Annotated in this window: 18 protein-coding genes; 11 read left to right on the top strand and 7 right to left on the bottom strand. The window is 34.5% G+C overall.

Going from position 1 to position 21,730, the window contains the following annotated elements; all coding sequences use genetic code 11:
- The first annotated feature begins 17 nt into the window (after positions 1-17).
- A complete protein-coding gene (locus ACHRV3_RS04450; RefSeq protein ID WP_395433458.1) occupies positions 18-929 on the top strand; it encodes a glycosyltransferase in 912 nt (303 codons plus the stop codon).
- 271 nt (positions 930-1,200) lie between these two features.
- Here the strand turns inward: ACHRV3_RS04450 and ACHRV3_RS04455 are convergent, their stop codons facing one another.
- From ACHRV3_RS04455 to ACHRV3_RS04485, 7 genes are all read right to left on the bottom strand, one after another.
- Positions 1,201-2,646 carry a lipopolysaccharide biosynthesis protein gene (locus ACHRV3_RS04455; RefSeq protein ID WP_395433459.1) on the bottom strand — a complete coding sequence of 482 codons (1,446 nt, stop codon included), beginning with the start codon at positions 2,644-2,646 and terminating at the stop codon, positions 1,201-1,203.
- 103 nt (positions 2,647-2,749) lie between these two features.
- On the bottom strand, positions 2,750-4,066 hold the full coding sequence (locus ACHRV3_RS04460) for a CDP-glycerol glycerophosphotransferase family protein (RefSeq protein ID WP_395433460.1): 1,317 nt from the start codon (positions 4,064-4,066) through the stop codon (positions 2,750-2,752).
- Between the two features lie 16 nt (positions 4,067-4,082).
- Positions 4,083-5,204, bottom strand: a complete 1,122-nt coding sequence (locus ACHRV3_RS04465; protein ID WP_395433461.1) for a DegT/DnrJ/EryC1/StrS family aminotransferase — start codon at positions 5,202-5,204, stop codon at positions 4,083-4,085.
- Complete coding sequence (locus ACHRV3_RS04470; protein ID WP_395433462.1) at positions 5,201-6,178, bottom strand: GNAT family N-acetyltransferase; 978 nt, start codon at positions 6,176-6,178, stop codon at positions 5,201-5,203. Before ACHRV3_RS04470 ends, ACHRV3_RS04465 begins: the two co-directional genes overlap by 4 nt.
- An 11-nt stretch (positions 6,179-6,189) precedes the next feature.
- Entirely contained in the window at positions 6,190-6,792 is a 603-nt protein-coding gene (locus ACHRV3_RS04475) for a trimeric intracellular cation channel family protein (protein WP_047775506.1), read from the bottom strand.
- A 96-nt stretch (positions 6,793-6,888) separates the two neighbouring features.
- Entirely contained in the window at positions 6,889-7,755 is an 867-nt protein-coding gene (locus tag ACHRV3_RS04480) for a hypothetical protein (RefSeq protein WP_395433463.1), read from the bottom strand.
- A 412-nt stretch (positions 7,756-8,167) separates the two neighbouring features.
- Positions 8,168-8,911: an RDD family protein gene (locus ACHRV3_RS04485; RefSeq protein WP_047775503.1), complete on the bottom strand. Its 744-nt coding sequence runs from the start codon at positions 8,909-8,911 to the stop codon at positions 8,168-8,170.
- Positions 8,912-8,931: 20 nt separating this feature from the next.
- Here ACHRV3_RS04485 and ACHRV3_RS04490 point away from each other — a divergent pair, with 20 nt between their 5' ends.
- The 10 genes from ACHRV3_RS04490 to ACHRV3_RS04535 all read left to right on the top strand — a co-directional run bounded on the left by ACHRV3_RS04490 (position 8,932) and on the right by ACHRV3_RS04535 (position 21,721).
- Positions 8,932-9,912: a stage II sporulation protein M gene (locus ACHRV3_RS04490; protein ID WP_395426886.1), complete on the top strand. Its 981-nt coding sequence runs from the start codon at positions 8,932-8,934 to the stop codon at positions 9,910-9,912.
- Positions 9,913-9,924: 12 nt separating this feature from the next.
- On the top strand, positions 9,925-10,698 hold the full coding sequence (locus ACHRV3_RS04495; RefSeq protein WP_395433464.1) for a DUF4129 domain-containing protein: 774 nt from the start codon (positions 9,925-9,927) through the stop codon (positions 10,696-10,698).
- Complete coding sequence (locus tag ACHRV3_RS04500) at positions 10,691-11,896, top strand: DUF4350 domain-containing protein (RefSeq protein WP_395433465.1); 1,206 nt, start codon at positions 10,691-10,693, stop codon at positions 11,894-11,896. Before ACHRV3_RS04495 ends, ACHRV3_RS04500 begins: the two co-directional genes overlap by 8 nt.
- Before the next feature lie 42 nt (positions 11,897-11,938).
- The gene (locus ACHRV3_RS04505; protein ID WP_395433466.1) at positions 11,939-12,952 is read left to right on the top strand and encodes an AAA family ATPase; all 1,014 of its coding nucleotides are present in this window, start codon (positions 11,939-11,941) and stop codon (positions 12,950-12,952) included.
- 98 nt (positions 12,953-13,050) lie between these two features.
- Positions 13,051-14,382 (top strand): DUF58 domain-containing protein, encoded by a 1,332-nt coding sequence (locus ACHRV3_RS04510; protein WP_395433468.1) that lies wholly within the window; start codon positions 13,051-13,053, stop codon positions 14,380-14,382.
- A 58-nt stretch (positions 14,383-14,440) separates the two neighbouring features.
- Complete coding sequence (locus ACHRV3_RS04515) at positions 14,441-15,337, top strand: hypothetical protein (RefSeq protein WP_395433469.1); 897 nt, start codon at positions 14,441-14,443, stop codon at positions 15,335-15,337.
- A gap of 62 nt (positions 15,338-15,399) precedes the next feature.
- Positions 15,400-16,485, top strand: a complete 1,086-nt coding sequence (locus ACHRV3_RS04520) for a phosphoglyceromutase (RefSeq protein ID WP_395433470.1) — start codon at positions 15,400-15,402, stop codon at positions 16,483-16,485.
- A 302-nt stretch (positions 16,486-16,787) separates the two neighbouring features.
- Positions 16,788-17,579, top strand: a complete 792-nt coding sequence (locus tag ACHRV3_RS04525; RefSeq protein ID WP_395426880.1) for a TrmH family RNA methyltransferase — start codon at positions 16,788-16,790, stop codon at positions 17,577-17,579.
- Positions 17,580-17,598: 19 nt separating this feature from the next.
- Positions 17,599-19,134, top strand: coding sequence for a serine hydrolase (locus tag ACHRV3_RS04530; RefSeq protein WP_047775490.1), 1,536 nt, complete (start codon positions 17,599-17,601; stop codon positions 19,132-19,134).
- Positions 19,135-19,501: 367 nt separating this feature from the next.
- On the top strand, positions 19,502-21,721 hold the full coding sequence (locus ACHRV3_RS04535) for a bifunctional (p)ppGpp synthetase/guanosine-3',5'-bis(diphosphate) 3'-pyrophosphohydrolase (RefSeq protein ID WP_047775487.1): 2,220 nt from the start codon (positions 19,502-19,504) through the stop codon (positions 21,719-21,721).
- Positions 21,722-21,730 lie beyond the last annotated feature (9 nt).

A 21,730-nucleotide genomic window follows, 5' to 3' on the forward strand; every position in this document is an offset into this window, starting at 1 on the left:
AACTCTTTAAAAACAATATGCAAGATAAATTAGTCGTCACCGTTATTTGCTTGTGTTACAACCATGAGAATTTTGTAACGGAGAGCTTATTTTCAGTAATTTATCAAAATTATGCGTTTATTGAATTGATAATCGTAGATGATTGCAGCACCGATAATTCTAAAAAAACAATTGAAAAATGGCTTACAGACTATCCCAAAGCTAAATTTATCGCGAATGAAACCAACTTAGGGAACACAAAATCATTTAACAAAGCACTAAAATTAGCCAAAGGAGATTATATCATCGATTTGGCTGCAGATGATGTTTTAGTACCCAATTGCATTTCGTTGCAACTTGAAACTTTCAAAAAAAGTACATTCACCAATCTGGGCGTCGTTTACGGAAATGCCGAGTTGATCACTGAAAAAGGCGAATTTGATTCTTATTATTTCCCTATAGATCAAGATCGCAAAACGATCCAAAAAAAGCAAACCGGTGACATTTATTGTAGTGTACTCTCAGGTTTAGACAGTATTTGTTCTGTTTCTGCAATGACAAAAAAATCCGTTTATGATACGCTAAAAGGTTATGATGAAACTCTCGCTTATGAGGATTTAGATTTTTGGATACGCTCCTCCCGTTTGCATGAATTTGATTTTATTGATGAAATTTTAATTAAAAAAAGAATTTCAGACAATTCACTGACCAACAGTTTTTATGACAATCGAAAACCAAGATTTCGAGAAATAAACTTGTCCACCTATAGAATTCTAAAAAAAGCCATTCATTTAAACAGAACAAAAAAAGAAGATCTCGCGGTTCAAAAAAGAGTCCATCATGAAATTGTTCATACTTTTAAAATAAGAGATTATAGTTTATTTTGTAAAAATATGGGGCTCCGATTTTGGTTGTTTTGGAGGATAAACTTAAAAAAATACTCCGTTTAATTAATAGTCGAAAATCCCAAAAGAAAATATTGTGATAATAAAACACCGTAAGGCTTTTATTGGCTCCTTAATCTTTTACTAAAAAAAGGCTCTAATTAAATTCCATATCCAAACATCGAACGGCATCCGATTTTACAAAATACAACATTTGAAGCTCTAATAAATTTGAGTTTGGGTGAAATTTTTCTTCAAATAATAGCCCCGACTGTAAAGACATCATTTTTTCAACCTAGTTCTCTATCGTATTAAAAATCAAAAAAAAAAAAATAAATTACCTTTTTTTCAACTTCAAAAACAATTCCCAAACCTCTTTTAGCTCCTCTAATTTCAATAACCAACAAATAAACAAATAGGTTATCGGCCCAAGAATAGCGCCTAAAAATAATTGCAAGACCAAATTCTCTATAAAGTAAATCATACTATATACTAAAATCGACATTCCTATCGTAGCAACAATATAAGGCAGCGTGTCTTTTATTTGCCTAATTGCTCCATAGCCATACAATTTTCCTGGCAAGTAAGCATTGAAGACAAAAAACAAAGCCGATGTAACAACATGCCCGATTACTATGGCTTTTACACCTAAAGGAATGGTAATAATCATAGCTAATACTGTGAAAGGCAGCTTAGACAAATCTACCTTTAGAAACAAATCAGAACGTCCGATTGCCTTTAGTAAATTTAAATTTATGGCACTCATAGGAAGAAAAACACGTGAAAAAACGATCCATTGCAAAAGTGGAATTAAAGAAATCCATTTTTCGGTAAGAACTATTACAACAATTGGTTTTGCCAACAGCGCGATGAGCGTCATTAGTGGGATAATCACAAAAGCAGACATTCGAATCATTCTACTGTAAATAGAAACCAATTTCTCTTTATCATGTTGTACTATAGCAAGAATTGGAAATGTGGCCTGTTGCAGAATACTTGTAATTGTACCTGCCGCTATATCAGCAAAACTCTTTGCTCTGGTGTAATATCCTAATGAAATTGTTGAATAAAATTTCCCTAAACAAATTGTATATACATTATTTAAAATTTGAGCATACAAACCGGCTGCTAGTAATTTTGAACCATAACCAAATAATGATTTAAATGATTTTCTTGAAAAAGCAATAGAAGGAACCCAATTACTAAAAAACCATAAAGACACAGACGAAGCAAAAGAACCAACCAGTATTTGAACAACCAAAGACCAGACTTCATATCCATTTATAGCAGCCAGCACTCCACATACTCCTCCTGAAAGCATTCCGATTACATTACTTTTTGCTATAGATTTGAAATCAACTGCAATTGTTAATTTCGTTCGCTGAACGATTGCAAAAGCATTTATAAGCAGACTTAAGCTCAGCATTCTCGCCAGATTCGTTAATTGAGGTTGTTCAAAAAAAGAGGCGATAAATGGTGCTGATAGAAATAACAACAAATAAAAAAAACTACTTACAGCTAAATTGAAAACAAATAGGGTCGAAAAATCAACCTCTTTCCTGTCTTGACGTTGAATTAGTCCGATGTTCAATCCACTTTCAATAAAAGTTTGTGATAGAGCTATAAAAATGGTTAACATGCCTATTAAACCAAAATCTTCGGGAACCAAAATTCTGGCAAGTATGATACTCGCTATAAACTGTCCGAATTGAACAGCAAATTTATCCACCGCTGACCAAAAAATTCCTTTTGTTGCGGCTAATTTTATAGAAGTATTTTGCATTTAAGACAATTAAAATTTATTTGCATTTAACTTTTTTCAATCCAATTATGACTTTTATCCTCATTATTACTTGGTTTAAAAAAAGCAAAAATACAGTTTTAAATTATGAAAAGATTTGACCCTCTAAATACTCCAATATGTTTTCAGAAGCAGTCTTTCTATTTTTTGGAATTAAAATATTCTGAACAAAATTATCACGTTCTTCTTTCATCCAATCCTTTTCATTCAATACAACTTTTTCAATAAAATCGACTACCTGTTTTTTATTTCTGGACTGATAATGCGCTGCTACTGCTTTCTCCCCAAAAACATTCCAGTATTCCATAACCGATTCCTCCCTGACCATAAAAAGGGAAGGCTTTCCCGTGATCAGATATTCCCCCATAAATGAACCGCAATCGTGAATCAATGCATCTGAGGTTAAAAAAAGAGCTATATAATCACCATTGTCAAATTGGCCATTCTCTAAGCTTGACCATTTATTATAATAGTTGTCTGTTTTTTCTTTGCCCCAATTAACGTCCTGTTCTAATTTAACTCTTAACAGATGGTGTGGTTTAAATGCAATTTGTACTTTATCTTTATACTTTTCAGCCAACTCTAAAAAAAAGTCATAGTATTCTAAAAAATTTGCTACTCTATTCAATTCAGTCATTGAATGATGTGGTGCCCATATAATCTTTTTCAGCGCTAAATTTTTATTTTTCCAAACTGTATGATTTGGATTTTTATTGATTAATAACGGATCGAATCCCGGATAGCCTGTTACAATAGTATTCCTTCCTTTATTTTTTTGTTTTTGTAATGCGATTTCTTTATGAAGTGGAGTTTCGGCAAAAATTTTCCAAACAAGATTATGAAAATTTAAATTATAAATAAACTCAAAATCAACTGTCATAACGGCATAAGGTACATAACAAGTTAAGGTTCTTGAAAACTGTTTGATGTAATACCGATAATCCTGCAATCCTTCGTACGGATTGGTATAAAACACAAGATCCGGTGCGAAACTTTTTTTTATATCCAAGTACTTTTTTGTTTCATTATCATAGGTTTTAATAACATCATAGCCTTTATTTTTAAAAGCTATGAATGTTTTATCCATTTCAAACAGCATGTTTTCCACGCCATAATCTACCACAGGACAAACGAATAGAAATGGTTCAAATTTTGGATGTTTTAGCATTAAATCAAAAAGAACATCGTATTTCCAAACAGACTCATGGGTCAAAAAGAAGGCAACTTTTACTTTTTCCTTGCCTCTCACAAGCTGAAGTGCTTTTCGATGCTTTTTAGGTGCTTGTTTGATTTCATACCAATCAAAAGCAGCTCTTAATTTGGTGAAATTATAAATCCTGATTAACGAAATCCATAGTATTTCGGGTACCATTTTTTTAATAAATAATTTTAATTGCGCCATTTTTATCCAATCAAAATTAATACTTATTTAAAACCTCAACAATAAAATCTACTTCCAACTCCGTTAAAACCGGGCTCATTGGTAAACTCAAAACTTCATCATGAATCTTCTCTGTAATTGGAAACGATAACTGATTCCAATTCGGGAATGCTTGCTGTTGATGTGGCGGAATTGGATAATGAATAACCGTCTGAATATTGTTTCGCACTAAATATTCTTGCAAATCTTCTCTATTTTCTGTTCGAACAACAAATAAATGAAACACATGATTATTCGAAAAATCCCAAAAGGGAAGTATTATTTTGTCATTTTTAATTTCTGCTAAATACCGTTTTGCAATGACACGACGTTTATCATTATCAAGATCTAAATTGGGCAGTTTTAAGTTCAAAAAAGCAGCTTGCAATTCGTCTAATCTGGAATTTACACCAATAAATTCATTGTAATATTTTTTTTCCGAACCGTAATTTCGCAGTGAAAACAGCACTTTTGCCAACGCTATATCATTTGTTGTAATGGCTCCACCATCTCCTAAAGCTCCCAAATTTTTCCCCGGATAAAAACTGTAGGCGACTGCTGATTGTAGATTGTTGTTTTGAGTCTTTTGACTTTCGACTTTCGACTTTAAACTTCTTCCTGCTCCGTGAGACTGTGCTGCATCTTCAATAATTAGCAAATTATTTTCCCTTGCAATGCTGTTAATCTGATCCATTTCTGCCAATTGACCGTACAAGTGAACTGCTAAAATGGCTTTGGTTTTTGAAGTGATTTTTCCCGAAATTAAATCCGGATTTAGCGTATAGGTCTCTAATTTGGGTTCGACTAAAATCGGAACCAAATCGGCTTGCAAAATGGCTAAAATACTCGCAATATAGGTATTGGCAGGAACAATAACTTCGTCTCCTTTTCGGAGTTTCCCTAATTGAATATAGGCTTTAAAAATCAATGTCAAAGCATCCAGACCATTCCCCACTCCAATACAATATTCGGCATTACAATATTTAGCAAAAGCCTTTTCAAATGTCTCAGTTTCTTTCCCTAATACATACCAACCGTTATGCAAAACCGATTTCAGTTTTTCCTGAAAAGCAGCTTCGTACGGCTCGTTTATTTTTTTTAGATCTAAAAAAGAAATCATATCAAAACGTTATTTAGTAAGCTATAATTGGAAGTTTCAACTTCGTAAAAATCGTGAATTATGGTGCTGGCTCCGAAACTTTCCTTCCAATAGGACAATCCTTCATTTAGTTTTTTGCCTTGATTTTCATTTGAAATCCCAAAGTCAAAAAAACGCTTTTTAGCATATCTTTCCTGAATCAGATGTTGATATAAGAAATCTAAACTTCCTAAACGATCGTCTTGTTCCAACTTCGAAATATACTGGCAGTGTGCTACTGTTTCTGTTTCAAAAACAGTTGTTCCCCCTATGATTTTGTCTTCAAAATAAACGTTAAACTGACGAATATTATCGGGAAAAAGTACCTTTAACCGACTAATTTCTTCTAAGGAATGAACCGGTATTGCCTTGTGTTTTTTATCCAGATTGGGAATCAAAATTTCATTCCAGAACAATTCAAAATCATTTTCTTCTTTGATATACAACTGATTTGAAACTGCTTTCTGAAAACCTCTTTTTCTAATTTTTGAAACCGTATTTTTTTGCGACAAATCAATAACAGAAAGGGAATCCCGACGGATCAACTTTCCTTGAGCTACAAACAAAACATATAAAATTTCTTCAGCGGGTTTTAAATGATAAATTGAAGGAAGCGTTTTAACAATTAATTTTTGAATTCCACTTTCATTCAAAAAAAACAGAACGGACTGAAAAACAGCAAGCACTGTGCTCAACTTGGTCTGATCTTTATAAACCAAACCTCCGTAAGTAAGTCCCTGATGTGAGTACACCAAATCACCTTCTTTATTAGCCGGTAAAACCGCTAGTAATTTTTCATTTTTAAAAACAAGAAGCGAAAAATCTTCAAAACGATCCTGATGATACTGCATAAAATTACGATGAAATAAAAAAGTTGCATTTTTGGCCTTCGCAAGGAAGTCATTCCAAATTGCAAAATCATTTTGATCGTATTTTTTTACCGTATATTTCGTCATCCCTGATTTAACTATTTGTGATCAAATGCTTTCAGATACCATTTGTATTTTACCGCCATCAGCCTCACTATAATGATTACCAAAGAAGTTATCAAATACAAAAGATCATCCTCCAGATTCATTTTTTTTAGTATAAAGAAAACGGCTCCTCCTAAAATACAGATCGTAGCATAAATTTCTCTTCTGAAGATTGTTGGAATCTCCGTACATAAAATATCACGAATAACACCTCCAAAACAAGCCGTCATGGTACCAAGAGCAATACAAATTATCGGATGTAAACCAATTGAAATTCCTTTTTCTAATCCAATTAAGGTAAAAACACCCAACCCGATGGTATCAAAAAGAAACAAAGAAGTTCGTAGTCTGTCAAACTTTTTTCTGAAAAGAATGGCCAGAAAAAATCCGAATGTAATAACGTAAACATATTGCAGATCTTTCATCCATCCAACCGGGGTTCTGCCTATTAAAACATCACGCAGGGTTCCTCCTCCAACAGCTGTAACAAATGCAATAATAAAAACCCCAAACGGGTCTAATTTTTTATGCATTGCTGTTAAAGCGCCGGACATAGCAAAGGCCATCGTACCGATCAGGTCTAATAAATGGAACATTTTTTATTTTTAGTTACTAAGATTCAAAGGTGCATAGGTACAAAGATTTGACTAAATTATTTTACTTTATTCCTTGTTTTTACAGCGAACTCGCCATTATTTTTTGGTATAAATCGGGCTTCTTTTCAATAAATACGAAACAGAATCGATCCAACTGTCTTTTATACTGAACAAAGGTTTTCTGGTTTGAGAATATATTTTTGTGTTGTTTTTGTACATATCAAAATATACTGTGTAGTAGTAATACGTCTGGGTATTGGTACTGGTTGTCCCAATATCGCTTGTTTTCACCTTTTTATTGTTATCGCTAATTTTAGCATTCCCACTATTATAAGCTACTGATGTTGCGCTTTCGGCCGTTGTAAAAGAGATTTTGGCAGCCACGATGTTGTCAACTCCAAGAATTTTTTGAAGGTCTTCAATCGGAGTCTCGTCAATGTTTTTATAATCAATTCCGGCTTTGTGCAACAAACTGTTTGTTGTTCGCAAATCTTGAACTGTCAGCGGGAAAATATTAGAAGACTTATCTAATAATTTGTTATAAAGGTCGTTTTGAGCAAATTTAGACATCTCCTCAGAACTTTGCAGATTGTCTGCATTTACATAAGGAACAGGCAATACCGCAATAGTATTGGGCTTCATGTCGGCAATGGCTAGCGTTTGATTTGAGTTGTTGTTTGTATTAGTGCTACTTACCACATTACTGGTTGTAGAAACATCAAAGGTCTGAGAACGACCACTGGCAAAATCAATTCTGGCAATTTGGGAGATATCCAGTGAAATTTGCAACGTCTCACCCGGTAAAGAATATTCTACGGTTTTATCAGACATTTTTGCAATAGTACATTCAATAATCTGGTAGTCACGTTTTATTATTTTATCTAACTTTTTGCTTCCATTTTGAGCAAAACCTGCAATCGTAACCAATAACATAATTATCGCAAAAAACTTTGTAGTTTTCATAATCTTAATCATTTAAATTACCCTACTCTTATGGCTTTTCGGTCACTCCATTCAAAATACAGACAACAATATTATTACCTGCTAGATTAATTGATAAGCGGTATTTATGCGCTTATAATTGTTTCTATTTGATTAGTCAAAGTTATCAATTTAGAGGCTCACAAAAAATGATATATGTCATACCTTTTGAATGCAATTAATTTCACCACATAGAGACATAGTCAATAAAACGTAAAAAAGACGTTTCACTCCATATAAATCACATAAGCCTATGCGAAAAAATTATGATTTTCTTAAAACACTTCAAAATAGTTTTTTACCGCGAATTGGCGCAAATTTTTAAAGTTTGACTATTATTATAATTCGTGTTAATAGGTGAAATTCCTGGCAACCCATATTTTGTTCCCTGCCCCTACATATTCTGCGTGTAAAAATTATAATCTTTTAAAATTACCCTTAGAAAATCACGTTCATTGCCGGATTGATTTTTGATTCCGGTAACACTTTCAATTTTAGTAACCAATTTAGTAATGGTTTCATAGTCATTTTTAAGATCTGCTTTTTGAAATGTTTCCTTTATAATTCGCATATCATTATCAGACAATTTTATCACCAAAGGATAAGTCGGAATATAAGCGTCGCCTATCTCTTCGAGAATGGTATGACTTATATTAATTTTATTCTTTAAAGTAATAACAGCAGTTCCCGCTACCATGTCTCCCAAACGTTGTCCTTTTTTACTCGAAACTACAGCTACCAAAGCAATAACACCGCTAAAAATAGAAATATCTACAAGTCTGAAAAACCATCGCATCAAGTAGTCTCCAAAACCGGCCTGATAGCCATCAATTTTCACCACTTTTATCTTAACCAGCTTTTTTCCGATAGTTTGACCTTCAAAAATGCTTTCTAATGTGAGCGAATAAATGACAACCGGGAAATAAAGCAGCAAAAGGATCGATATTCTGGACCAGTTATCCATACCATCTAACGCCATATCTAAATGGAATGCGTAAAAAAATATCCCGTAAATGACTATGAGATAGGCAAATTTAATAATCAAATCGATAAAATAAGAGCCGATCCGCTCGCCGGCAGATGCTGCTATAAAATTTATTTTAACATTTTGCGTAGTATTTATTGATAATTCTGACATATTTTATATTTTAGCCCATAATGAGAGAGATCGCCTTCATAAAACAAAATAAAGAAAAATGGCTGGAATTTGAGCTAGCTATTTTCGGTAAAGCTAAAAAAAATCCTGATGAGTTAGCCAATTTGTACATTCAAATGATGAATGATTTGTCTTACGCTCAAACGTATTACCCAAAAAGCAAGACTGTCGTTTATCTAAATCATTTGGCTTCACAGATCTATCAGAAAATTTACAAAACCAAACGAGCCGAGAAAAACAGGTTTCTGGAATTTTTCAGAACCGAAGTGCCTTTGCTGGTGTACGAATACAGAAGATATCTCTTGTATTCATTTGTCTTATTTTTTATAATGGTGGGCATTGGTGTTATTTCGGCACGATACGATACTAATTTTGTTCGCTTAATTTTAGGGGACGGTTATGTAAACATGACTTTAGAAAACATTAAAAAAGGAGATCCTATGGCCGTTTATGCCTCTGGAAGTAATTGGGGCAGTTTTATTGGCATCACCATGAACAACCTTTATGTAGGAGCCAGATGTTATATTTACGGTCTTTTTGCAGGAATTGGCACTTTTTATATTGCCATGCAAAACTGCATTATGTTAGGGGCTTTTCAGTACTTTTTTTACGAACAAGGTGTTTTCTGGAAAAGCGTTCGTGGAATCTGGATTCATGGTTCTATGGAAATTTTTGCCATCGTAATCGAAACCGCTGCCGGATTTATTCTCGGAGCCTCAATATTGTTTCCAAAGACATTTTCCCGGGTAAATTCTTTTAAAATAGGTTTCAAAAACAGTTTCAAAATCTTCCTGAGCACCTTTCCTTTTACCATTGGTGCAGGATTCCTTGAAGGTTTTATCACCCGATATTCAATCGATATGCCCAACGTATTAAGCAGTTTTATCATACTGTTAACCTTAGGTATCATCTCTTTTTACTATTTGGTTTATCCTTTTATCGTACACAAAAAAATACAACAACTATCAGCCAAATTGATCTAATCAGTACCGATAATGAATAAAATTTTCTTTGTTTTATCTTTTCTTTTTTTCTTTAGCATCACAAATGCTCAAGATACCTTGGTGACTGTCGATCCGCCAAAAATTACCTCGGTAAAATATACGGAGAAAGATATCATAATCGATTCGGATACGGTTGAGGCCAAAACTTTTCATAAAGATTTCAAGAAAAAATATACTTCCTCAGACTTTGTGTACGAATACAAAGCCCCTGAGAAAAATCTCTGGGATCATTTTAAAGAATGGCTGGCCAGTATTTTAAGAAATCTGTTCACTTTCAGTAACCCGCAGGCCGCATTAAATTTTGTGTCTGTTTTATTGAAAGTGCTCGCCGTTCTGATTATTGTTTTTGTAATCTATCTGATCGTAAAAGCGATAATTAATAAAGAAGGCAAGTGGATTTTCGGAAAAGATTCTCATAAAAAGACCATCTATTACTCTGAACTGGAGAAAAACATACATCTGTTAGATTTCAAAAAACTCATTCAGGAGAGTATCGAAAAAGGAGAAAGAAGAATCGCAATACGCTACTATTACCTTTGGTTATTAAAAGTTATGGCGCAAAACCATTATATCGAATGGGATATCGAAAAAACCAATTCCGATTATTTATACGAGCTTCAAAGCCCCGTTTATAAAGAAGAGTTCACTTATTTATCCTATTTGTACAACTATATTTGGTATGGCGAATTTGAAATTGATGAAACCACTTTCAAAAAAGCAGAAAACCGTTTTAAGAATTCAATAAAAACCTTTAGCAATGAATAAATCCGTCAAAATTTACATCGCTATTCTGGTTTTTGTTTTTGCTCTTATTGTAATAACCAGTGCCAATAAACCCAAACCGATCGATTGGAGACCAACCTACTCTGTCAATGATAAAATTCCATACGGATTATATGTTTTTGACAAAGAAATTGGTGGCTTACTAAAAAAACAAAAAATTGAACGCATCGCTACTATAACTCCATATGAGTTTTTAGATTCAAAATACATTCCCGATACCGTTTCCGGAAAATACAGCATTAAAGGTACTTTTTTCAATATAGCCGAACTTGGCGATATTGACGATCAGTCCATAACTGAGCTTTTTTACTTTGTATCTCATGGAAATAATGCTTTTTTGAGCATGAAAACATTTCCTCAGTCGATATTAGACAGTTTGAAGATTGAGATAAACACCAACTTTCAAGCTGCGCCTAATGCAAAGGTCTGGATGGCTAACGCAAAAGTAAGTTCCAAAAAATACCTGCTTAAAGATGTTGGTATTGAAAATTATTTCACAAAAATAGATACGGCAACGACTACCATTTTGGGCTATCAGGGAAATCAAAAAGAAAAACATGTCAACTTTATAAAAGTACCTTATTCGGGTGGCTATTTTTATTTGCACATGCAACCTGTTGCTTTTACCAACTACCATTTATTAAAAAAGGATCATTATCAGTATGCCGAAAATGTACTTTCGTATATGCCAAAAGGAAACATTTACTGGTACACCAAAGGACAAAACAGCGAATCCATTTCTGATTCGCCGTTGCGATACATTTTAAGTCAGCCCGCATTAAAATGGGCGTGGTACCTGTTGCTAATTGGAATTCTGATTTTTATTCTTTTTAATGCCAAACGAAAACAAAGAATCGTTCCAATCCTAAAACCGCTCCCTAACTTAACAGTTGATTTTACCAAAACTATCGGAAACTTATACTACCAAGAAGGCGATCATGATAACATTATCGATAAAAAAATCATTTATTTCCTCGAAAGAATACGAAATGAGTACCTAATCGACACCACAAAACTCGACGATACTTTTATCCAGAAACTGCATCACAAATCAGGAAAAGAGGAAAAAGACATCCGCGAACTTGTATTTTTGATCAACGAATACCGAAGAAGTTATCACGGAAGTCTCGAAGAAGATTTAATTCGAATTAATAATGCCATCGAGAAGATTTTAAATTAATACTTTTAACAGAAATTCATTCAAAAGAAAACATACCACAACATGGACGATATAAATACAACAAAAACAGAAATTACAAACGAAAATGTAAATTTTGAAACCCGACTAAACCTAACGCCACTTTTAGACCACGTTAGCAGTATCAAAAAAGAGTTGGAAACAGTAATTGTAGGTCAGCATAAAATGATTGATCAGCTTTTGGTTGCTATACTATCAAACGGACATGTTTTGTTGGAAGGAGTTCCCGGAGTTGCTAAAACCATTACAGCAAAATTACTCTCAAAAACGTTAAACATTGGTTTCAGCCGAATTCAGTTTACACCGGATTTAATGCCTTCCGATATTTTAGGAACTTCGATTTTTAACCTGAAAAACTCTGAATTCGAATTTAAAAAAGGACCAATCTTCTCTAATTTAATCCTAATTGATGAGATTAACCGTGCTCCTGCCAAAACACAGGCTGCCCTTTTTGAAGTTATGGAAGAACGTCAGATTACCATTGATGGCTCAGCTTATAAATTAGAAACTCCCTTTTTGGTAATTGCCACGCAAAACCCTATTGAGCAAGAAGGAACGTATCGTTTACCTGAAGCACAATTAGACCGTTTTTTATTCAAAATCACCATCGATTATCCAAAATTGGATGAAGAAATTCAAATCATTCAAAGAGAACATTTGCTACAAGATCACGGCAAACTGGAAGCGATAAAAACGATACTTTCTGCAATAGAAATCAAAAACTATCAAGCACTAATCAAACAAATCAGAGTAGAACAAAATCTATTGGAATACATTGCCAGAATCGTAGTAAACACGCGTGAAAATGCCTTCTTATACCTTGGAGCCTCTCCTCGTGCCTCAATCGCAATTCTGAATGCAGCCAAAGGTTATGCAGCCATTCGTGGTCGCGATTTTGTAACACCGGAAGACATTAAAGATGCAACTGTTCCTGTACTGCAACACCGTGTTATCGTCTCTCCGGAACGCGAAATGGAAGGAATCACAAGCTCTGAAATCATCAAACAAATCATAGAAACCGTTGAAATTCCAAGATAAATGTTGCTTGTAAAATGTAAAAAGTAACACGAAACATCCTCAACGTGAAACCTGAAACAAAAAAACTTGAAACAAAAAAACCTGAAACCATTAAAAACGTGAAATTCATAAAAAGTCTATACATCAACAACTTCTTCTTCTACGTGCTTCTGGGCATTGTCGGACTGTTTTTTTGTGCTTTTATTTTTCCCACTTTATATAACGGCGTTTGGTTTATAGTTTTAGTTCTCACTACTTTTTTAGCATTAGACATTTTACTCCTGTATTTAGCAAGAACCGGTATTGAAGCATCGAGAAGTACGCCCGAAAAACTTTCAAATGGCGATTTAAACCCAATACAAATTACAATCAAAAATCAATATACTTTTCCGATTTCGGCGAAGGTAATTGATGAAATTCCGTTTCAATTTCAAGTCCGAGATTTCAAAATTATAAAAAATATAAAAGCCTCCGCTCAGGAAGAAATCGGATATGATTTGCGTCCAACGGAACGTGGCGAATACTATTTTGGAAATCTTAATATCTATGTTTCTTCCCCATTAAAATTAATCTCCCGAAGGTTTACTTTTGACAAAGACCAAATGGTTCCAACCTATCCGTCTTATATTCAATTAAGAAAATACGATCTCTTTGCTATTTCGAACAACCTGTTTCAATACGGAATTAAAAAAATTCGCCGTATTGGACATACCATGGAATTTGAACAAATCAAAGAATACGTTCAGGGCGATGATCTGCGAACTATAAACTGGAAAGCCACAGCAAAGAAAAATGCCTTGATGGTGAATCAATTTCAGGACGAAAAGTCACAATCAGTTTATCTGGCAATTGACAAAGGACGTGTCATGCAAATGCCTTTTAACGGCTTAAGTTTATTGGACTATGCAATAAATTCAACTTTGGTTTTATCGAATGTAATTCTGAAAAAACAAGACAAAGCGGGAATTTTTGCCTTCTCTAAAAAAGTAGAAAACAGAGTTTTTGCCGAAAAAAGAGGCTCACAAATGCAAAAGATCCTCGAGACTTTGTACAACATCAAAACCGATTTTTTTGAGAGTGATTACAGTCGTTTGTATGTTGACATCAAGAAAAACATCAACCAAAGAAGTTTGATCATTCTGTACACCAATTTTGAAACAATGGATGGTCTAAACAGACAATTACCTTATTTAAAAGGAATTGCAAAAAGCCATTTATTAGTGGTAATTTTCTTCAGCAATACTGAATTAAATGAAATCATCCATAAAAAAACAGGTACAATTCAGGAAATATACGATAAGGTTATTGCTGAGAAATTCATGTTCGAAAAACGACTAATCGCCAACGAACTTAAAAAGTACGGAATTCATTCGATACTTACACAACCCGAGAATCTGACTCTGGATGCTATTAACAAGTATCTGGAAATTAAGTCGAGAGGGATTTTGTAATTTAGGTTAGATGTTTTTGTGAAATTTAAAATGGTTACCGAATTTAAAATATAAAACTATGAAAAAAGTAATTTTGATTGTATTCTTTTTCACAAGCATTTTCTCAAATGCACAGGAAAAAGAAACAATAACAGTTCCAAAAGGAATTGTTTATAATTACTGCAGTCCTAAAGTTCTCGAAAATGCAAAAAAATTAATCACTAGTAATTTATCCAATAGCAACGATTATAAACTTCTACAAGAAAATATGATTGTTGGCCCAGAACTATGGAAAAGATACAAGGACAATAAAAACATTCAAAAACTACAGACAGGAAATGTTCAATTTCATGTTAATAATTCAGTATTAGATGGACAAATGACTCATGACATCAATGATACCAAAATAATATGGGATGAATTCAAAAATGAAGTATCGCAAGGATATAAAATTCGAAAAGCAAATGAAGACGAATTAAAGTATTATTGGTCAGTTATATCATTTGACATTGATGAACCTTTATTAATCATAGAAACAAAAGAGCACAACTACATTTTAAATATCTTAAAAAAGAAACTAAAACTATTGTGGCTGGATGAAGCTCCTAAAAAAGATCAAAAACCAATTACTCAAGGAATTAAAGAAACCAAAATTGAAAAAGTTTTGTTGCTGAGTTCCGATGATGAAATAACCCAAAATAGTTCTGTTGAAGACATTACATTAATCATAGAAAAAACGCAAAAAATATTTAATGAATTGTTTCAAAATTCCGAAAAATCAGGAAAAATTATGATTCAATTTGAATTAAAAAAAGATAAGAATGAAATACAATTCGCCGTTAAAGATAATCTGGATTTAGATATAATGAAAGAATTTGAAAAAAGAATTAATAGCGAGCAATATCCAAATTCAAAAAAAGACCCTGTTAAACTTCAGTTACTTTGTAAAGTAAACTCGTTTGATGAAACGGAATAAATTGTTTTTGGGTTCATTAAAAATAAACTTTTATAATCTTGAATTTTTATAAATCAATAAATATGAAAAAATTACTTTTAATTCCATTCATTTTAATCAGCTTTTTGTCGAGCGCACAAAAAACAGAAAATATTATTATCATCACCACAGACGGTTTCAGATGGCAAGAAGTCTTTAAAGGAATGGATACCGCAATTGCCAACGACAAAAAATTCAATCAGGGAGACAGTACTTACATCTACAAGAAATATTACAGTGCTGACAGCAATGAAAGTCGCAAAAAAATAATGCCCTTTTTCTGGTCCGAAATTGCTTCGAAAGGACAAATTTATGGCAATCGCGATTTCGGAAATAACGTTGACGTTTCCAATCCATACTGGTTTAGCTATCCCGGATACAGTGAGATTATGACTGGAAATGTAGATTTGCAGATCAATGCTAACTCTTACAAAGCCAATCCAAATGTAAATGTTTTGGAATTTTTAAATCAGCAGCCAAAGGAAAAAGGAAAAACGGTTGCTTTTGGTGCCTGGGATGCTTTTGACAGAATTCTAAACGAAAAAAGAAGCAACTTCCCTGTAATTTCGGCCTTTGATAAAGTAGGTGGAAAGAAACCAACAGCAAATCACAAATTATTAAACGAAATGCGTGATAACTCGTTTAAGCCTTTTCATGAAGACGAATGCCTTGATGTTTTCACCCATTATGAAGCCTTAAACGAACTCAAAACCAACAAACCAAAAGTACTCTATATTGCTTACGGAGAAACCGATGAATGGGCACATGCAGGACATTACAAATCGTATCTGGATGCCGCAAACCAAGTTGATAAATGGATCAAAGAAATCTGGAATTTTGTACAAAATGATCCGCAATACAAAAACAAAACGACACTGCTTATTACGGTAGATCACGGTCGCGGAGACAAAACAAAAACACAATGGACCGATCACGGTAAAGATATTGAAGGAGCCTCACAAATCTGGTTTGCCGCGATGGGTCCCGAAATAGCGCCAAAAGGAGAAATCAAAACAGCAACGCAATTGTATCAAAAACAATTCGCACAAACCATTGCCAAAATCATGGGATATACTTTTACAGCACCCCATCCCGTAGAAAAAGAAATAACAGAATTGTTTAAAAATTAAGCAATCCGTAAGATAATTTTTTGCCACGAATTTCACGAATTCACACGAATTATAATAGTAGATAAACTTTAAAAATTCGCACCAATTCGTGAAATTCGTGGCAATCTTTTAAACCTTTTTCTAAACTCTGCAGCTTTACCTCTCTGAGCCTTTGCAGCTTTAAAAAAAAACTCAGAACCTTAGCAACTCAGTACCTCAGCACCTCAAAAAAAAACTCTGCCACTTTGCAACTCAACCCCTATACAACTTTAAAAAAAATCTCAGTACCTTAGCCCCTCAAAAACTTAGTTCCTTTAAAAAAAATGAAACAAATTACCTCAATACAAAATCCGTTTATCAAATCGCTTGTTTTACTTCAGGAAAAAGCAAAAGCCCGCAAACAAACCGGAACATTTTTGATTGAAGGCCTACGTGAAATTTCTATCGCCATAAAAGGAGGTTATGAAATTGAAACCGTTTTATTTTTACCCGAACTGGTTACCGAGAATCAAATCAATAAAATCGTTAATTCGCCGGTTCAACTCATCGAAATCAACAAAGAAGTCTATCAAAAATTGGCTTACAGAGATACTACAGAAGGCATTTTGGCAGTAGCCAAAACCAAATCAATGCAATTATCGGATTTAAAATTATCCGATAACCCCTTAATTTTAGTCGCCGAAGCACCCGAAAAACCCGGAAATATAGGAGCTCTTTTGCGTACCGCAGATGCTGCTAATTTGGATGCCGTTTTAATTGCCAATCCAAAAAGCGATTTATACAACCCTAATATTGTGCGTTCCAGCGTTGGTTGTTTGTTTACCAATCAAATTGCCACAGGAACTACCGCAGAAATTATCGCTTATTTGAAAGAAAAAAAGATTGATTTTTACTGCGCAACGTTGCAAAATTCAACCTCTTACCATACACAAAATTTCACAACTCCAACCGCTTTGGTTGTCGGAACAGAAGCCACAGGTCTGACACAAGACTGGCGTGATGCTGCTACACAAAATATCATTATACCAATGCAAGGCGAAATCGACAGTATGAACGTGTCTGTTGCGGCAGCCATTTTAATTTTCGAAGCCAAACGCCAAAGAGGATTTAACTAATACCAAATTTTAAATAATTATGAATTACAAAGTATCACTTTTAGCTTTATTATTTAGTTTTTCAGTTTCAGCACAAATTACCAATCAGGAGGTCGATGAATTAGTCAATCGAACGATAAAAGCCTTTGATGTCCCCGGAATTTCAGTTGCAATTGTAAAAGATGGAAAAGTAGTTCTGGCAAAAGGATATGGCGTAAAATCAGTTATAACCCAACAAAAAGTAGATGCCAACACCTTGTTTGGAATCGCCTCAAACAGTAAAGCCTTTACAAGTGCCGCACTGGCTATGTTGGTAGATGAAGGTAAAATAAAATGGGATGACAAAGTCGTAAAATACCTCCCGGATTTTAAAATGTCAATCGATTATGTAACGGAAGAATTTACAATCCGTGATTTACTAACCCACCGCAGCGGACTTGGTCTTGGTGCCGGAGATTTAATGATCTGGCCTGATGGAAGTGATTTTACCGCTAAGGATATCATTCATAATTTACGCTATTTAAAACCGGTTTCCAGTTTTAGAACAAAATACGATTATGACAATTTAATGTACATCATTGCAGGTGAAATTGTGCATGTTGTAAGCGGTCAAAGCTGGGCAGAGTTTGTCGAAACCCGCATTATGAAACCGTTAGAAATGAACGAAAGTGTCGCGTCGATAAAACGTCTTAAAGATACTTCAAACGTAATTACACCTCACGTTCCTGTTGATGGAAAGTTAAAAACAATCAAAAGATACGAAAACCAGCTTTTTGACGGAGCAGCCGGAATTTATTCAAGTGTAAACGATTTGAGCAAATGGGCAATTTTACAAATCAACAACGGAAAATATGGTGATAAACAACTGTTTTCAGAAAAAGAGCACGACGAAATGTGGCAATTACAAACCATTATCCCTGCCAAAACAAGACCTCCTTACAATACTCATTTCTCAGGATACGGTTTAGGTTGGTTTTTGAATGATGTAAAAGGCTATAAACAAGTTTCTCACACGGGTGGTTTAGAAGGAAACGTAACACAAACCACTTTAATTCCGGAACTGGGTTTAGGAATTATTGTTTTAACCAATCAACAATCCGGAGCAGCATTTAGCGCCATTACCAATACGATTAAAGACAGTTATTTAGGCATCAAACCCGAAGATTATGTAACGCTTTACAGCAACAGAGTAAAAGCCAACGAAGCATCTGCCGATAAAGTTACCGATGAAGTTTGGGCCACGGTTGCAAAAAACAAAAAAGACAAACTTAAAACAGATTTCAGTAAAATTACAGGAAGCTATCAGGACAATTGGTTTGGAAAAATCACTATTACAGAGAAAAAAGGAAAAGTATATTTTGCTTCTCAACGTTCACCACAACTGGCAGGCGAAATCTTTTTCTATAAAGACGGCAACTATGTCGTAAAATGGAACAATGCATTTTTCCATGCCGACGCTCATCTCTTATTTAAATACGATGAAAGCGGAAAAGTAGCGAATCTAAAAATGCTCCCTATTTCTGAATTAACGGATTTCAGTTACGACTTCCAGGATTTAGATTTTACTAAGGAATAGTTTTCAGTCGCAGTTTTCAGTCGCAGTCTCAGTTCTGCGTTTTCAATTTAACTTTGAAAACGCAGAACTGAGATTTTTTTTTAAATTCTTACCCCAAGCTCTAAACCATACTGAAAACTGAGACTGAGACTGAGACTGAGACTGAGACCGAAACTGTCAGGCTGAGCGAAGTCGAAGCCCCCTAATAACCTCACAAGCCTTCGACTTCGCTCAGGGTGACAATCGCATTCAAAAAACAGCATTTCACGCCTCTAAATTTCTGCATTATTCCCTTCAAAAAACCAAAATCTAAAATCTGAAATCAACACGCTATTCCCTTGCGTATGTTCTAACTTATTCTTATTTTTAGTACTTGAACTATGCCGTTATGATAGAAATAGATATTGAAAAAGAAAACAAAGCAATTGCCCAAGAATATAAAGAATTACTTCGGATTAGCTACCAGACTTTATCACCTACCGACAAAAAACTGATCCGAAAAGCTTTTGATGTAGCAGTTGATGCACATAAAGAGCAGCGACGCAAATCCGGTGAAGCCTATATCTTTCATCCTATTGCTGTTGCAAAAATTGTGGCCTCCGAAATTGGTTTGGGAGCCACCTCTATTGCTGCGGCTTTATTGCACGATGTTGTAGAAGACACCCCAATAACGGTGGAAGATATTGAGCGTTTATTCAATCCAAAAGTAGCGCAATTGGTCGAAGGACTAACCAAGATTTCGATGGTTCAAAGAGATTTGAATGCCTCAATGCAGGCAGAAAATTTCAGAAAAATGATTCTGACGCTTAATGATGACGTTCGAGTGATCTTAATCAAACTGGCAGATCGTTTGCACAACATGCAGACTATGGATTCTATGGCTGAATACAAACAGACCAAAATTGCCTCAGAAACCCTGTATATTTATGCGCCTCTTGCCCATCGTTTAGGATTGTACAACATCAAAACAAAACTGGAAGATTTAGGTTTAAAATATACCGAGCCGGCAGTTTACGAAGATATTGTCAGCAAAATAAGAGAAACCAAAGAAGAACAGGATGCTTATATCAAAGACATTTCTGATGTTTTGAAAAAATCTTTAGACGCCGAAAATGTGGATTACATTATTAAAGGCCGTCCAAAATCGATCTATTCGATCCGTCGAAAAATGCGTGCTCAAAATGTAAGTTTTGATGAAGTATATGACAAATTTGCCCTTAGAATAGTCTACAAATCAGATCCACACGATGAGAAATTTATCGCCTGGAAAATTTATTCTATCGTAACCGATCATTACAGACCCAGCCCAAGTCGTTTACGCGACTGGATTTCCTCTCCCAAATCAACAGGTTACGAAGCTCTGCACATTACCGTTATGGGACCAAAAGGCCGTTGGGTTGAAGTACAGGTTCGAAGCGAACGTATGGATGAAATTGCCGAAAAAGGATACGCAGCCCACTACAAATATAAAAACGGAGCCACAGAAGAAAGCGGATTAGATGTTTGGTTGAATTTACTTCGCGAAGCTTTAGAAAATCAGGAGACAAATGCGGTTGATTTTGTGGAAGATTTCAAAATGAATTTATACTCAAAAGAAATCTTCATTTTTACTCCAAAAGGAGAAATCAAGTCCTTACCAAAAGGTGCCACTTCGCTTGATTTTGCTTTTAGTATTCACTCCGAAATTGGAATCAAAACCAGAGGTACACGTGTAAACGGACGTCTTGTTCCTTTAAATCACGAGTTAAAAAGCGGTGATCAGGTTGAGGTTATTACTTCTGCAAATCAGAAACCAACCATAAACTGGTTGGAATATGTAACCACTTCCAGAGCAAAAACCAAGATTAAAAATGTTCTGAACGAGAACACTAAGAAAATCGGTGAAGAAGGAAAAGAATTACTTACCCGAAAACTAAAACATTTAAAAATAACCATCAACGAACAGGTTATTAATGAATTAGTTAATTTTTTTAAACTAAAAACAAGCTTAGATTTATTTTACAGAGTTGGAATTGGCGCTATTGAGAATCAGCAATTAAAAGATTATGCTGCTCAAAAAAGCAACACCTTTATCAATTTCTTTAAAAATAAAATCAAAAGAAATAAAGATACCGCAGCCGACGACATTCATAAACCTGTTATAAGCAGCAATTATGATATGTTGGTTTTTGGAACCGAGCATGACAAACTCGATTATAAACTTTCGCAATGTTGTAACCCGATTCCGGGGGATGATGTTTTTGGATTTGTAACCATAAACGAAGGAATTAAAGTCCACAAAAAGGACTGTCCAAATGCGATCGGAATGCAGTCAAATTATGCCTACCGTATCATGAGTGCCAAATGGATCGATTCGTCTCAGGAAGAATTCAAAGCCATTATCAACATTACCGGAATGGACGTTTTAGGACTTACAAACCAACTGACAAGAGTAATTTCGAACAATATGAGTGTCAATATTCAGAGTATTTCTTTGAGTACCGATGCCGGAATTTTCCACGGTCAGATTGCGGTGATTGTTCAAAACAACACCATTTTGAAGAAAATGATTAATGCCATTAAAAAAATTGACGGAGTCGACAAAGTAACTCGCGAATACAGAACCTAAATCGATACT

The organism is Flavobacterium sp. FlaQc-49, from assembly GCF_044005985.1.
Lineage (GTDB): Bacteria > Bacteroidota > Bacteroidia > Flavobacteriales > Flavobacteriaceae > Flavobacterium > Flavobacterium cupriresistens.